This window comes from Desulfonatronum thiosulfatophilum, assembly GCF_900104215.1.
Taxonomy (GTDB): domain Bacteria; phylum Desulfobacterota; class Desulfovibrionia; order Desulfovibrionales; family Desulfonatronaceae; genus Desulfonatronum; species Desulfonatronum thiosulfatophilum.
This window is the reverse complement of sequence record NZ_FMXO01000002.1, coordinates 84,811-99,339: the sequence shown is the minus strand read 5'-3', so window position 1 is coordinate 99,339 and position 14,529 is coordinate 84,811. Positions and strand designations below refer to the sequence as shown.

The window sequence follows — 14,529 nt, the reverse complement described above, 5'->3', positions numbered from 1 at the left end:
AATGATTGCTGATGACCAAGCCCCGAAACGACTCAATCCCCGGAAATGTCATCCTGGGCGCCTATTTTGCCGGGAAACGCCATCCCCAGCACGGTCAGGCCGTAACGGCGTCGTCCTTTGATTACTTTGCGGGCTGGTATCACTCGATCTGCCGATTGGGGCTGCACGGCGTTTTGCTGCACGACCATCTCAGCGAGGCCTTTACAGCCAAATACGAGCAATGGTTCGCAACTTTGGGCGGGACTGGCCGGGGCGGGAGCTTTCGTTTCCAGCGGGTGCATCCGGGGGACTTCACCGCCGGCGATGAGCGGTTTTTTCTGTTTCGGGACTACCTGAAGGGGAATCAGGCGAACCGGACCCGGCATGTCTTTATCGTCGATGTCGCGGATGCCTGGTTCCGTGCTGATCCTTTCCGGCTCATCGAAAATCGCAGCTTTTGGAACTACCTGGACCTGACCGGACTGATCGATGCCGCGCGAGGTTCCGCCGGATGGGAGCATGATCCGTTCATGGCCCCGGAAGGGCTGCCGGGGTGGTGGCGAACCCAGCGGGAGCATCTGACGAATCGGCATGTCTACCGCCTGTTCCTGGGAGCGGAGGATACGCGGATCGAGAACAATCCATGGATGCTCAAGCACTTTGATCAGGTCTACGGCCGTCGATTTTCCGAGCTGAATGACAAGCCTGTCCTCAATTGCGGCGTCATCGGCGGAACCCGGGAAGACGTGGCGCTGCTTCTGGAACAGGTCTGCGCCGAAATGCAGTCGCTGCAGGTCCGGGCCGTTCTCAACGACATGGTGGTCTTCAACAAGATATTGCATGAACAATGGACCGGGGCTGTCTATTCCGGCGGAGCGCTCAACGCGCCCTGGAAGCGGTGGAGAAAGAAGGGCAGGCACGCGATTTTTCACAAGTGATTGCCTGATCTGGGGGCGGCTCACCGGAATGGACGCATCAGGTGACTGCCCACCCCCTGGGACCGCCGCACCCCAGTGCGGCACGAATTTTACGCAGGACGTAACTACTCAGCTTCAGAGCAGGAAATGGTTACTTTTCGAAAACTTGTGGCAAGCATGACCTGGATTCCCGCCTTCGCGGGAATGACTTGTACTTTCAATGCCGTATATAGGTCAGTCATACCCGCGAAGGCGGGTACCCAGTCTGCTTTTTCTCGGGTGAACTGAGTAGTTGCCGCCGGACAACATAAAAATCTGCGTAATCCGCGGATATTTTAAATGCTCTCAAAGCGAGGAGGGAGAAATGCCGTCATTCGATATTGTCAGCAAGGTGGATCTGCAAGAGGTGGACAACGCCGTGAACAACGTGCGCAAGGAACTGGATACCCGGTTCGATTTCCGCAACGTGAAAACGGACCTGGATTTGAACCGCAAGGACAAGGTTCTGCATGTGGTCACCGGCGACGAGATGAAGATGCGGGCCATTGAGGAGCTGCTCAAGGCGCATTTCACAAGGCGCAAGCTTGATCCGAAATGCATGGAGTTCAAGGAGCTGGAAGCTACCAGCCAGGGCCGGGTGAAGATGGACGTGCAGATCCGGGAAGGCATTTCCAAGGATACGGCCCAGAAGATCGTCAAGCTGATCAAGGCGCAAAAAATCAAGGTTCAGGCAGCCATCCAGGATGAACAGGTCCGGGTCACGGGCAAGCAGATCGACGACCTGCAGGCCGTGATCAAGCTGATGGAGGAGCAGGATTTCGATGTGCCCCTGCAGCATGTCAATATGAAGCGATAGCCGGGATGTCTCCTGCCGGAAACTGGACCATACCCAACCTGATCACCGTCGCCCGGATGATTCTGGTTCCCGTGTTCGTGATGATGTTCATCACGGAGCAATTCGGGATCGCCCTGGCCCTTTTTCTTGTCGCCGGGCTGAGCGACGCGCTGGACGGTTATTTGGCAAGAAGGCTGAACCAGGGAAGCCGGTTGGGAGCGATGCTGGACCCCATCGCGGACAAGCTGCTGTTGGTCACGGCGTATGCCTGTCTGGGCATTGTCGGCCTGATCGCGAACTGGCTGGCGGTGCTGGTCATCGCGCGCGAATTCGTCATTCTCGGCGGCATTGGCCTGCTGCAACTCAACGGCGTGGACGTGCGCAACCGTGTCCGGCCGACGGTGCTGGGCAAATTGAACACGTGCGGCCAGGTTCTCTTGGTTGTCGTCGTTCTGAGCGCCTATTCCCTCGCAATGCCTTTGGCCGGATTGGTGCAATTTCTTGTAATCGCTGTCGCGGTTGTCTCAATATTGTCCGGAATGCACTACGTGTTCATCGGAGTTGGCTATTACCGGCAAAAGCATTTCTGACCAGCGAACATCATCCATTGCGCACGATAGTATGTCACGGATGTTGGGGGCTGTCTGAAGGCAAAGCGGGAATTAAAACATTCGAGGCGGGTTCAAATTTTTGGCGAGTATAAAAATTTTTATTTTCCGTCAAAAAAATGGTTTTTTCGCTTGACAAAATCTTCCAGGCGAACGTAGAAGGATTTCCAGCCGATGAAGGGGCTCTTCATCGGCGAAGTGTGGCGATTGTGTGGAAGGAAATGTTTATTGAACCGCAAAAGGAGGAAGGTATGAAAAGATTATTGGTTCTGGCCATCATGGCCGCTTTTATCCTCGGCACCGTGGGCATGGCCCAAGCCGTGGAAATTCAGGCAAAGGGCACCTGGCGTGTACACTTCAACTACCTGAAGAACGCTGATTTCAACAATGATGTTAAAGTAGACAAGTTTCAGGCCATGCAGCGGGTGCGCACCCAGTTCGAGTTTATCGCCAGCGAAAACTTGAAGGGCGTTTTGCACCTGGAAATTGGTAACGTTGCTTGGGGAAGAACGCAAGGTGCTGAGGGTCGCGCAAACATCGGCCCCAATTCCGGCGGCGCATTGAACGCTGACGGCGTCAACATCGCCACCAAGAACGCTTTTATTCAGTTCAACGTTCCCGGTACCGCAGCTGCCGTTAAGGCAGGTATCCAGGGTTTCGCCCTGCCCAGCACCTACGGTTCCCACATCCTGTCCGCTGACGTCGCCGCCTTGGCCGCCATCGTTCCTTTTAATGAAATGATGGGCTTGACCGTTGCCTGGGCTCGTCCTTACGACGTCACCCAGGGTGAGCTCGTCGATCACAAGTGGAATGACGAAGTAGACGTGTTCGCTGCCGTTCTGCCCATCGCCATGGATGGCGTGACCTTGAACCCCTTTGCCGTGTATGCTCGTTGGGGCAAGGATTACTTGAATCATAGATTTGGAGGTGCTTCGGCTGTACCCGCTGCACCCGTTCCTGGAGTTGATAATCCCTTCAAGAATGCCAACCAGTGGTTTGGTGGCGTGAACTTCACCGTGGATATGTTGGATCCCATCGTTTTCTTTGGCGATTTCAACTATGGACGTGTTAATCTCGGCGACAACATGAAGGCTCGCGGCTTCATCGCCGACTTGGCCGTCCAGTACCGCATGCCGATGCTGACCCCCGAGTTGTTCTTCCTGTACGAGAGCGGTGAAGGTTCTGGATATACCAATGAAGACGGCAGAATCAACGGCAAACGCATGCCCACCATCGGCACCGACGGCACCTCCTGGGCTCCCACCGCTTTGGGTATGACCGGCTCCGCCTTCGGCGGCGGCACGGACGCCATCCTGCGCAGCTTCATGTTTGATCTTGCCACAGACACTATCGGTGATAATCCCGCCGCAAGAATCGACCAATACTGGGCCACTAATGGTACCTTGGGCATGTGGGCTTTGGGCGCCAAGCTCGGCGACATCAGCTTCATCGATCGGCTCAGCCACGACGTGATCTTTATGTTTGCCAAGGGCACCAACAACACCGCCAACCGCCAGCTGTTCACCAAGGATGACAAGTACTACGAAGTCACCTTTGACAGCAATTACCAGATCTATGAAAACTTGGCCGCTCGTTTGGAACTGGGTTGGGGCAAGTTGGATCTGGACAATCTGGGCACAACAACTCGTAGCAACCTGGCTAAGGACGATGCCTGGAAAGCTGCCGCTGGTTTCATCTACAGGTTCTAAATAACACTTTCCTTCCCATATCGCCGCATGGAAGCCGGGGCTCACGCCCCGGCTTTTTTTATGTGGGAAACGAGAAGTTCTCCATCACATTCCGTGCATGCCTCAATTGTTTCCTGGTGCGGCCCTCCTTCCCCCCTGGAATGTGTCGCACCCAGTGTGGCACGTTTTGGCAGGTATAAGATTTCCATGGGAGGCATGATCATCCGCATCCAGCAGGGACCGGTATGCCGGTTGATTCATGGGGCGGGGAGGTATAAAAAAACAAAAAGGGGCTGGAGGTGGGGAACCATGACAGCCATGATATTTTCAATCCGATCCGCGGGCTAATGGCGGCGGGTCATCAGATCTCAAAAGGATAGCCATGAATTTCAGCCGGTCTCTTTCAGCTCTTGTTCTCGCGGCGGGCAAGGGAACGCGGATGCATTCCGACAAGCCAAAAGTACTGCACACACTTCTGGGCGAGCCCATGCTGTGGTATGTGCTGGAGTCTGTTCGGCCTCTGGTCGGTGATGGGTTGCGGACGATCATCGGTCATCGGGCGGACATGATTCGCGATCTGTGCCCGGCAGAGACCTTTGTGCTTCAGGACCAACAACTGGGCACGGGCCATGCCGTGCTGTGCGGTTGGCCGGATGTGCTGGAGAGCGGAGCCGAATGGTGTCTGGTGGTCAACGGCGATACGCCGTTGATTGACGGCGATGTCCTTCGCAACTTTTGTGAAACCTTGGCCCAGAGCAAGGGCGATCTGGGTTTCATCACGCTGACTTTGGCTGACCCGCAATCCTACGGCCGTGTCCTGCGCGATGCTTCCGGAGTCGTCAAAGGGATCGTGGAGGCCAAGGACTTTGACGAGAAACTGCATGGTTCGCCGACGGGTGAAGTCAATGCCGGCGTCTATCTTTTGCGCGTGGCGACCATGGGGCCGCTTCTTTCACGGATATCCGCGGACAATCGCCAGCAGGAATACTACCTGACCGACCTTGTCGATCTGGCAGTTGCCGACGGCTTGCATGTCGAAACCATGGATGCCCAGGACGCTCCTGCCTTCATGGGCGTGAACAGTCCTTTGGAATTGGCTGCTTCCGAGGATGTCCAGCGTCACCGAATCGTGCAGCGACTGCTGCAATCCGGCGTGACGATTCATAACCCCAGCGCTGCCAGGATCGGACCGCGCGTCGTTGTGGAGCCGGGAGCCGAACTGTTCGGGCCGTGTGAAATTTACGGGGCATCGCATGTCGCCAAGGGTGCCGTGGTGGAGTCCAATACCTGGATCAACAACTCCCGGATCGGTTCACGAAGCGTCGTTCGGTGCTTCTCGCATCTTGAAGGCGCGACCCTGCATGAAGATTGCGTTGCCGGCCCCTTTGCCCGCCTGCGCCCGGACGCTGTTCTGGAGGATCAGTCCAGGGTCGGAAATTTTGTGGAGATGAAAAAGGCTACCCTCGGCAGGAAAGCCAAAGCCGGCCATTTGAGCTATCTCGGCGACGCCGTTGTCGGCTCAGGTGCGAATATCGGCGCCGGGACCATCACCTGCAACTATGACGGGAAGCGCAAACATACTACCGAGATCGGCCCCGGCGCATTCATCGGCAGCAATACGGCGCTGGTTGCGCCGGTGAAGGTCGGTGCAAATTCCCTGGTCGGCGCGGGATCCGTGATCACGAAAGACGTTCCGGATGACAGCCTTGCTGTTGCACGAGGCAAGCAGCAATGTTACTCTCGCAAGTCCAAGGACTAAGAAATCCACGAGTAGATGCAATGTCGAACCTGGATTCATGAACCATGAATCGGATCTCGTTTTTCCAGATAATTATCTTGATCATTTGAGACGTTCCGGGATAAGAAAAAGTCATGGACATACTCACTCAATTCGAAGAAAAAATTGAACGACTGCTGGAGCGGATTCGCAATGTGGAAGCCGAAAATGTGCGACTCCAAGAGGAACTGAATTCAGAAAAAGGTCAAAAACAGGAAGTTCTGGACCGTATTGACGGCCTCTTGAAGAAAATCCAAGAAGTGTCTATATAATTTGCGCATGCCCAGTCATACCGTATCCGTCTTGGGCCTGGAACTGGCATTTAAGGCTGATGCGGATCAGGCTCAAGTTGCAGCAGCACGAAAGGTGCTTGAAGAACGGTTTGCCGTATTGAAAACGCAGGGCAAACACATGAGCAGAGAAAAGCTCCTGGCTTTTTTGGCTTTGGGCTTAGCGGATGATTATCTCCTGACATGCATAAAATTGGGGCAGTTGGAGACAAAGCTGGAAACATTGCTTCATCGGATTGAGCGAAACGATACTGCCGAGAATGATACTGCCGGGAATATTGATAAACAATCGGAACAGTTTACCACCCTGGAAGGTTCGTGATCATCGATTACTTTTTTGAGCCAATATAGATTATTCGGGAGCCGCTTCCAACCGGATGGTGCGCAGACCCAGTTCATTCTGGGGAGCCTGAGTCCGGATAGTGGCGCCCACCTTGCTAAGCAAGGTTCAAAGAAGCTCATGACACGGCCTTCCGGGGGTTATTTCAATAAACCTCACTTTTTGTTGCTTCGATATTTCTTCAAGTAAATTCACGTATCGATTCGTCAGCCCCTCCAGTTCTCTCCCAGGCCGGAATCTATTCTGATCCGGCGTTTTTTCATGCTCCCTGATTAATATACACCGTGCGGAAGCGCATGAGGGTGGTTTTCGTCCTCGTTGATAGGTGGGGATTGCGTTTGTGCGGCCCATTCCCGTGATGGGTGACATGATTTTGGTTAAGGGGAGAATCCCATGACAATATGGTCGGTGTTGGTATTCATTTTGGGGATAGTTGTCGGAGGTGGGCTCGTGCATCTGGGCCAACGACATATCTCCGGAACGAAGCTTAAAGAGACTGAACAACTGGCGAGCAAGATCCTTGAGGAAGCCCGCAAGGAAGCTCAGGTCCAGAAAAAAGAGTATCTGCTGCAAGCCCAGGATGAAATATTCAGGCGGAAAAAGGAGCAGGAGCAGGATTACCGGGACCGTGAACATGAACTGAAAAAACAGGAGTCTCGGCTCCTGGAAAAGGAAGAACGACTGGAGCACAAGCTGGAGAAGATTTCCCAGAAGGAAAGCGAAATCGTCTATCTTGAAAAGAGCCTTATCCAGCGCGAACGGGATTTTGCAGTCCAGGAAGAACGACTCGCGGAACTTACGGAAACACAGCAAAAACGGCTGCAGGAGATTTCAGGCCTGACCGTGGAAGAAGCCAAAAAACGGTTGATGGAAGAGATCGAAAGTCAGGCCCGCCACGAGTCGGCCAAGACCATTCGGCAGATCGAGAGTGAAACCCGTGAGACCGCGGACAGAAAAGCCAAGGAGATTCTCGCCACGGCTATTCAACGGTATGCGGGCGATTTCGTGGCCGAACAGACCGTCTCTTCGGTGGCCTTGCCCAGCGACGACATGAAAGGGCGGATCATCGGCCGTGAAGGCCGCAACATCAGGGCCCTGGAAGCCGCAACCGGCGTTGACCTGATCATCGACGACACGCCGGAGACGGTGATTCTCTCGGCCTACAGTCCGTTGCGTCGTGAGATCGCCAAGCAGTCTCTGGAGCGCTTGATCAGCGATGGAAGAATCCATCCGGCCAGGATCGAGGACATCGTCAAAAAGGTCGAGCAGGAAATGGACGTCAAGCTCCGGGAATGGGGTGAACAGGCCACGTTCGACGTTGGAGTGCACGGCATCCATCCGGAGATCATCCGCCTGCTCGGGCAGCTTCGGTATCGGACCAGTTTTTCTCAGAACGTCCTGCAGCATTCCCTGGAAGTCGCCTTTGTCTGCGGCATCATGGCCGCGGAGCTGAATCTGGATGTCAAGAAGGCCAAGCGCGCCGGATTGCTGCATGACATCGGCAAGGCAGTGGACCACGAAGTCGAAGGCCCGCATGCCACCATCGGCGCGGACCTGGCCAAGAAGTACGGGGAGGGGAAGGACATCGTGCACGCCATTGCCGCGCACCATGAAGAAGTTCCGCCCAAAAGCATTCTGGCTGTTCTGGTTCAGGCCGCGGACAGCTTGTCCGGAGCGCGGCCCGGAGCGCGCAAGGAACTGCTGGAAAACTACGTCAAGCGCCTGGAGGATTTGGAAGGCATGGCCACGGACATGGAAGGCGTGTCCAAGGCATTCGCCATACAGGCCGGACGTGAGCTGCGCGTGGTTGTCGAGTCGGATATGGTGGACGACGACAAGACCTTTTTGCTTTGCACTGATCTGACCAAGAAGATTGAACAAAACCTGACCTATCCCGGACAGATTCGCGTGACCGTGATCCGCGAGCGAAGGGCCGTGGGATACGCCAAATAGGTGCAGGCCTCACGACTGCCGCTGATAGCCGGCGCGACGGTGTTCCGTTGGTATCCTTCATTCAGGGGCAGGCCTTGCGTCTGCCCCTTTCCCGGACAATTATAAGGCTAATGCAATGAATTCCACAGCAGAAACCCCCGGACGGGTTGTAACCGAGCCCGAACTGGAGCAGATCCAGCGCGGTACCGTAGAAATCATCGATCTGGAAGAGCTGAAGACCAAGATCGGTCGCGGCAGGCCCCTGCGCGTCAAAGCCGGATTTGATCCCACTGCTCCGGATATCCACCTCGGGCATACGGTCTTGATCCAGAAATTGAAGCACTTCCAGGAGCAAGGCCATGACGTCATTTTTCTGATCGGTGATTTTACGGGAATGATCGGCGATCCCTCCGGAAAGTCCGAGACCCGGAAGACTCTGACCCGGGAAGCTGTCCTGGCCAATGCCGAGACCTACAAGCGACAGGTGTTCAAGATTCTCGACCCCGAGAAGACCACCGTGGCCTTCAATTCCCACTGGATGGACACCTTCAGCTCGGCGGACTTCGTCCGCTTGTGCTCGCAGTACACCGTGGCCAGAATGCTGGAGCGGGAGGATTTCTCGAATCGCTACGCATCCGGCAAGCCCATTGCGGTCCATGAATTTTTGTACCCCCTGGTCCAGGGCTATGATTCCGTTGCCTTGCGCGCGGACGTGGAAATGGGCGGAACGGACCAGAAGTTCAATCTGCTCATGGGGCGCACCCTGCAGCGCAACTATGGCCAGGAGCCCCAGGTGATCCTGACCGTCCCGATCCTCGAGGGGCTTGACGGCGTACAGAAGATGAGCAAATCCTTGGGGAATTATATCGGGATCGAAGAGCCGCCAAGCGACATGTTCGGCAAGCTGATGTCCGTCTCGGATCAGTTGATGTGGCGGTATTACGAGCTTCTGTCGGACTTGTCCCTGGACCGCATTTCCGCTTTGCGCGAGGATGTGGATCAGGGCCGCCTGCATCCCAAACAGGCCAAGGTCGGTTTGGCCCTGGAATTGACGACCCGCTTTCACGGCGCACAGCAGGCCCGGGAGGCCCAGGAGGGGTTTGAGCGGGTGTTCGCCAAGAAGGAAAACCCGGAAGACATGGACGAGTTCCATGTTGCCAATGGCCCTGAAAGCCGACTTCTGGCAATCATGGACGCCGCCGGTCTCTGCCCGTCCCGCGCCGAGGCCAAACGCCTGTGCCGCCAGGGCGCATGTACCGTCAACGGCGAAAAGATCCATGACCCGGAGCAGACGCTGGAAGCGGGAGAGCATGTGCTCAAGGTCGGAAAGAAGCGCTTTTTGCGGGTTGTCGTCCAGTGACGGGAATGGGCTATGCCTGAGCAAACTGAATCATATGCCGAATAAACCCCATGACTGATTTTCGCGAACGAACACGTCTTGTCTTGAACATGGTCAAGATCGAGCACTCGATTTTTGCCCTGCCCTTCGCCTATACCGGTGTTTTTCTGGCCGCCGGCGGATGGCCGGGGTGGCGGGTGTTTTTGCTGCTGACCCTGGCCATGGTCATGATCCGATCCTTTGCCATGGCCATGAATCGGATTTTGGATCTGCGGTTTGACCGCTTGAATCCGCGGACCCAGTCCCGCCCTTTGGTGACCGGGGAGCTGAGCGTCCGCTTCACCGTTGTTTTCTGTCTGGTCACGGCGGTGCTGTTCGTGCTGGCCTGCGCCGGCTTGAACACCTTGTGCCTGATCCTGTCCGGACCGGCCCTGATCTGGTCCGCGGCCTACAGTCTGACCAAGCGATTCACCTGGCTCTGTCATTATTTTCTTGGCTCCGTGCTTGGTTTGGCGCCTATTGCCGGCTGGATCGCCTTTGATCCCCAGTTCACCTTGCCGGCATTCCTCCTGTTCTTCGGCGTTCTGTTCTGGGTGGCCGGGTTCGACATCCTGTACGCGGCCCAGGATGCCGAGTTCGACAAGTCCCATGCCTTGCACTCCGTACCGGCCGCCTTCGGGCTGGAAACAGCTTTTGTCCTTTCCCGGTTCAGCCATGTCCAGGCAGCCTTGTTCTTTCTTCTGGCCGGATTCGCGGCATCCCTGGGGTGGATCTATTTCCTGGCCTGGGCCGTGGTCGGCACGGTGCTCTACATGGAACACCGCATTGTTTCGCCCGGAGACCTGAGTCGCCTGAACATGTCGTTTTTCACCCTCAACGGCGCTGTTGCCGCTTTGTTGTTCGTCGGCGTTTTACTGGATCTGGCGCTTTGAATCGGCTCTCGGCGAGCTGAATATTCCCCATAATTGACTGGAAAAAGGAGAATTCCATGAACATCAATGCACAGGATTGCATTCTGTACAGCGGCGGGGCCACGGGGGCCGAGACGGAATTCGGAGCATTGGCTGAAAAGTACGGCGTTGCCGAAGTCAACTTCACCTTCGAAGGACATCAGATTGTTCGAACCAGGGGGATACGGGTCTTGACTCAGGAGGAACTGCGCCGCGGCGACGTGAGCATGACGTATGTTTCCCGCCTGCTGAACAGGACCTATTCCAATGCGCCCATCATGCGCCAAGTGCTTCAGACCATCTGGTATCAGGTCAATAGCGGCATGGAGATTTATGTCGTCGGCACGATCCAGGACGACAACACCGTCAAGGGCGGCACGGGATGGGGAGCGGAGTTCGCGAAGATCTGCAACAAGCCGCTGTTTGTCTACGATCAGGACAAAAATGGCTGGTTTCGTTGGGAGCAGGCGGAATGGCAGCCCCAGGACGCTCCGGTCATCGGCCACAAGCACTTCACCGGAACCGGAACCCGGTTTCTGGAAGACAATGGCAGAAAGGCCATTGCGGACTTGTTTGTTCGCTCATTTGTTTAACGGCGTTTGAAGACACAAGCCGTGGCATCTGCTCAATAACGTCGGGCCGGTACGAACACTCCCTGGCCTCCTGGATTCCCGCCTTCGTGGGGGATGATTCAATTAGTACGCTTGCCAAAGCGCGACATGCCCGCGAAGCCTGTCCTCGTGCAGACGGGGAGCGGGCATCCAGGCCATGGTTGCCACGGGTTTTTGAGCAATTATATGCTGTGTCTTCGTAACTACTCAGCCAATGTCCGGCTTGCCTTGATTTTGCAGCCTCGCAAACTCCTTCGCCGGCTTCGTAACATCGAACCATTGCGTGAATAAACAGCATTTTGTGCTTCAGGAGTCCGGCAATGGTTCGATGAACGAATCCTGGCTCAGTCAAACAATGCGAGACTGCAAAATCAAGGCAAGCCGGACCGAGTCCTGGCTCGCAAGGGGTGCTGAATAGATACGTGTCTTCAACGTATTCTTTAAACACATTTTCACTCCAAGGCCCTTACCGGGCCTTTTTCATTTCATTATGGCTGAATCAGTAATTCACATCGAAGGCGCCCGGCACCACAACCTGAAGAACCTTTCCCTGGATATTCCAAGGGACAAGCTGGTGGTGGTCTGTGGGCCTTCCGGGTCGGGCAAGTCCACCTTGGCGTTCGACATCATTTATGCCGAGGGGCAGCGGCGTTATGTGGAGTCGCTGTCCGCCTACGCCCGCCAGTTTCTGCCGCAACTGGACAAGCCCCAGGTGGACAAGATCGATGGCTTGTCCCCGGCCATCTCCCTGGAACAGCAGACGTTGACCCGCAATCCCCGATCCACCGTCGGAACGGTGACCGAGGTCTACGACTACTTGCGGGTCTTCTACGCCCGGCTGGGCCGGATGAGTTGCCCCAAGTGCGGGCAGGCCATTGAAGCCCGGAGTCAGGATGAGATCATCGATTCCGTGCTGTCGCTGCCGGAAAAGACGCGCTTTCTGCTCCTGGCGCCTCTGGTGGAAAACCAGAAGGGCACGCAGCAGGACTTGATGCGCAAGCTGAAGGGCCAGGGCTTTGTCCGGGTTCGGGTGGATGGGACGGTGACGCCCCTGGACCCGTTGCCGGAGATAACCAAGAACCAGCGCCACACCCTGGAACTCGTCGTGGACCGGCTGGTTGCCGGGCCGGATATTCGCAACAGACTGGCCGATTCCCTGGAACTGGCCCTCAAGCACGGCAAGGGCCGGATTTCCATTCAGATCGTGGACGGCCCGGAAATGGTCTTCAGCACCACTTCCGTCTGCACGCAATGCGACATCAGTCTGCCGCCGCTCACGCCCCAGCTGTTTTCCTTCAACAGTCCCCAGGGCGCCTGCCCGACCTGTTCAGGGATCGGCAGCGTGGAATATTTCGAGCCCGACCTGCTGGCTCCGAACAAGGGGCTCAGTCTGCGTCAAGGTGGCGTCATCCCTTGGCGCAAGCCCGCTGCTCTGGCGCGATACGAGGAAAGTCTGCACCAATTGGGCAAACAGCATGGATTCACCCTGGACACTCCCCTGGCCGAATTGTCGCCTGCGGCATGGGATGCGTTGTTTCAAGGGGATGTGAAAGCCTCGTGGGAAGGAGTCGTGCCGCTTCTGGATCGTGGGCATCAGGTTCTCGGCCCGGTATGGCGCGATGAGCTGTCCCGTTTTCGCCAAAATCGCCCCTGTCCAACCTGCGAGGGGGCGCGGTTGAAGCCCGAGGCGCTTGCGGCCCGGGTCGGCAATTTGAATATTTTTGAATTCTGCAGCCTGCCCGTGGTCAGGGCCCTGGAGTGGCTTCGCGAGCAGAGTTTTGCCGGGCAGCAGGAATTCATCGCCGGCCCGCTGCTCAAGGAGTTGACCCACCGCCTGGATTTCCTGGTCCGGGTCGGCCTGGATTATCTGAGTTTGGCCCGGACAATGTCGACCTTGTCCGGCGGTGAAGCCCAGCGCATCCGGCTGGCCGGCCAATTGGGCTCCGGTCTGGTGGGGGTGACCTATGTCCTGGATGAGCCGAGCATCGGACTGCACCCGCGCGACAACGCCCGGCTGCTGGCCTCGTTGCGGGATCTGCAGAGCCGGGGGAATACCGTGCTGGTTGTTGAACATGATGAAGCCACCATCCGGGCCGCGGATCACGTCCTGGAACTTGGACCGGGATCCGGAGCCCTGGGAGGGCATCTTGTTTTTGGCGGCAAGGTGGAAGGAATGCTCGGGCATCCGGATTCCCTGACCGGGAAGTATCTCCGGGGCGATCTGGTCATTCATCCTCCGGAAAGGCGTCGACCGGCCGAGAACGTGCTCGTTCTGCGCGGCGTGCGCACCAATAATTTGCAGAATCTGGATTGCACCATCCCCTTGAAGAGCCTGGTCTGCGTGACCGGGGTCTCCGGTTCCGGCAAGAGCTCCCTGGTGGTGGATTCGTTGTACAAGCACATCGCGCTGGCCCAGGGCATCAAGGTAGACTCGCCGGGCAAGATCAGCGGCATCGAAGGGCTGGAACTGGTGGAAAAGATCATCGCCATCGACCAGACGCCCATCGGCCGCACCCCCCGTTCCAATCCGGCCACATACACCAAGGTGTTCGACGAAATCCGCAAGATTTTCGCCACGACCATCGAGTCCCGCAAACGCGGCTACACGCCGGGACGTTTCAGTTTCAACGTTTCCGGAGGCCGGTGCGAGGCCTGCCAGGGCGACGGCCAGATCCGCGTGGAAATGCATTTTCTGCCGGACGTGTTCGTGACCTGCGAAGTCTGCAACGGGCAGCGCTACAACAGGGAGACCCTGGGCATCGAGTACAAGGGGTTGAACATCGCCCAGGTCCTGGATCTGACCGTGGCCGAGGCGCGGCAGTTCTTCACCAACTACACGGCCCTGGAGCGCCGTCTGGAAGTGCTCCAGGAAGTCGGCCTGGAATACCTGCGCCTGGGCCAGCCGGCCACCACCTTGTCCGGCGGCGAAGCGCAGCGGATCAAAATTTCCCGCGAACTCGGCAAGCGCAGCCTGCCCGGCGCCCTGTACATTCTGGACGAACCCACCACCGGGCTGCACATGCATGAAACCGGCAAACTGATCCAGGTGCTGCAGAAGCTGGTGGACAAAGGCGCCTCCGTGGTGGTCATCGAACACAATCTGGATGTCGTCCGCGCCGCGGATTACGTCATCGACCTGGGCCCCGGAGGAGGCGAGGCCGGAGGCCGGATCGTGGCCATGGGCACTCCCGAAGAGATCCAGGCAAACCCGAAATCCGCCACCGGAAGGTTTTTAAGAGAATCACATTAATCCAGTTTTCTTT

11 protein-coding genes, 1 other RNA gene and 1 pseudogene are annotated in these 14,529 nt (G+C 56.7%); all 13 read left to right on the top strand.

The features are described from left to right. Positions 1-11: 11 nt before the first annotated feature. The 13 genes and pseudogenes from BLP93_RS01975 (at position 12) to uvrA (ending at position 14,516) form a co-directional block, all read left to right on the top strand. Positions 12-917, top strand: a complete 906-nt coding sequence (locus tag BLP93_RS01975) for a hypothetical protein (RefSeq protein WP_092116687.1) — start codon at positions 12-14, stop codon at positions 915-917. Positions 918-1,260: 343 nt separating this feature from the next. Beyond that, positions 1,261-1,752 (top strand): YajQ family cyclic di-GMP-binding protein, encoded by a 492-nt coding sequence (locus BLP93_RS01970; protein WP_092116685.1) that lies wholly within the window; start codon positions 1,261-1,263, stop codon positions 1,750-1,752. 5 nt (positions 1,753-1,757) lie between these two features. Continuing rightward, positions 1,758-2,321, top strand: coding sequence for a CDP-diacylglycerol--glycerol-3-phosphate 3-phosphatidyltransferase (gene pgsA / locus BLP93_RS01965; protein WP_092116683.1), 564 nt, complete (start codon positions 1,758-1,760; stop codon positions 2,319-2,321). A gap of 269 nt (positions 2,322-2,590) precedes the next feature. After that, positions 2,591-4,048 (top strand): outer membrane homotrimeric porin, encoded by a 1,458-nt coding sequence (locus BLP93_RS01960; protein WP_092116681.1) that lies wholly within the window; start codon positions 2,591-2,593, stop codon positions 4,046-4,048. A 361-nt stretch (positions 4,049-4,409) separates the two neighbouring features. Next, entirely contained in the window at positions 4,410-5,786 is a 1,377-nt protein-coding gene (gene glmU / locus BLP93_RS01955) for a bifunctional UDP-N-acetylglucosamine diphosphorylase/glucosamine-1-phosphate N-acetyltransferase GlmU (protein WP_092116679.1), read from the top strand. Positions 5,787-5,899: 113 nt separating this feature from the next. Beyond that, complete coding sequence (locus tag BLP93_RS16870; RefSeq protein ID WP_153304272.1) at positions 5,900-6,076, top strand: hypothetical protein; 177 nt, start codon at positions 5,900-5,902, stop codon at positions 6,074-6,076. A gap of 7 nt (positions 6,077-6,083) precedes the next feature. After that, positions 6,084-6,326 (top strand): annotated as a pseudogene (gene zapA / locus BLP93_RS01950) (cell division protein ZapA); the annotation flags it as partial. 69 nt (positions 6,327-6,395) lie between these two features. Beyond that, positions 6,396-6,578: non-coding RNA, 6S RNA (gene ssrS / locus BLP93_RS01945), on the top strand. A 249-nt stretch (positions 6,579-6,827) separates the two neighbouring features. Then, on the top strand, positions 6,828-8,387 hold the full coding sequence (gene rny, locus BLP93_RS01940) for a ribonuclease Y (RefSeq protein ID WP_092116677.1): 1,560 nt from the start codon (positions 6,828-6,830) through the stop codon (positions 8,385-8,387). Between the two features lie 115 nt (positions 8,388-8,502). Beyond that, positions 8,503-9,726, top strand: coding sequence for a tyrosine--tRNA ligase (tyrS, locus tag BLP93_RS01935; protein WP_092116675.1), 1,224 nt, complete (start codon positions 8,503-8,505; stop codon positions 9,724-9,726). Between the two features lie 50 nt (positions 9,727-9,776). After that, positions 9,777-10,637: a 4-hydroxybenzoate octaprenyltransferase gene (locus tag BLP93_RS01930; protein WP_092116673.1), complete on the top strand. Its 861-nt coding sequence runs from the start codon at positions 9,777-9,779 to the stop codon at positions 10,635-10,637. Positions 10,638-10,693: 56 nt separating this feature from the next. After that, the gene (locus BLP93_RS01925; RefSeq protein WP_092116671.1) at positions 10,694-11,248 is read left to right on the top strand and encodes a hypothetical protein; all 555 of its coding nucleotides are present in this window, start codon (positions 10,694-10,696) and stop codon (positions 11,246-11,248) included. Positions 11,249-11,756: 508 nt separating this feature from the next. Continuing rightward, positions 11,757-14,516 carry an excinuclease ABC subunit UvrA gene (gene uvrA / locus BLP93_RS01920; protein ID WP_092116669.1) on the top strand — a complete coding sequence of 920 codons (2,760 nt, stop codon included), beginning with the start codon at positions 11,757-11,759 and terminating at the stop codon, positions 14,514-14,516. The last annotated feature ends 13 nt before the right edge of the window (positions 14,517-14,529 follow it).

What these genes read in the sequence shown, in the direction of transcription:
- glmU (WP_092116679.1), top strand. Translation starts at nt 4,410, where the DNA reads ATGAATTTCAGCCGGTCTCTTTCAGCTCTTGTTCTCGCGGCGGGCAAG.
- BLP93_RS01925 (WP_092116671.1), top strand. Translation starts at nt 10,694, where the DNA reads ATGAACATCAATGCACAGGATTGCATTCTGTACAGCGGCGGGGCCACG.
- tyrS (WP_092116675.1), top strand. Translation starts at nt 8,503, where the DNA reads ATGAATTCCACAGCAGAAACCCCCGGACGGGTTGTAACCGAGCCCGAA.
- BLP93_RS16870 (WP_153304272.1), top strand. Translation starts at nt 5,900, where the DNA reads ATGGACATACTCACTCAATTCGAAGAAAAAATTGAACGACTGCTGGAG.
- BLP93_RS01975 (WP_092116687.1), top strand. Translation starts at nt 12, where the DNA reads ATGACCAAGCCCCGAAACGACTCAATCCCCGGAAATGTCATCCTGGGC.
- uvrA (WP_092116669.1), top strand. Translation starts at nt 11,757, where the DNA reads ATGGCTGAATCAGTAATTCACATCGAAGGCGCCCGGCACCACAACCTG.
- pgsA (WP_092116683.1), top strand. Translation starts at nt 1,758, where the DNA reads ATGTCTCCTGCCGGAAACTGGACCATACCCAACCTGATCACCGTCGCC.
- BLP93_RS01930 (WP_092116673.1), top strand. Translation starts at nt 9,777, where the DNA reads ATGACTGATTTTCGCGAACGAACACGTCTTGTCTTGAACATGGTCAAG.
- rny (WP_092116677.1), top strand. Translation starts at nt 6,828, where the DNA reads ATGACAATATGGTCGGTGTTGGTATTCATTTTGGGGATAGTTGTCGGA.
- BLP93_RS01960 (WP_092116681.1), top strand. Translation starts at nt 2,591, where the DNA reads ATGAAAAGATTATTGGTTCTGGCCATCATGGCCGCTTTTATCCTCGGC.
- BLP93_RS01970 (WP_092116685.1), top strand. Translation starts at nt 1,261, where the DNA reads ATGCCGTCATTCGATATTGTCAGCAAGGTGGATCTGCAAGAGGTGGAC.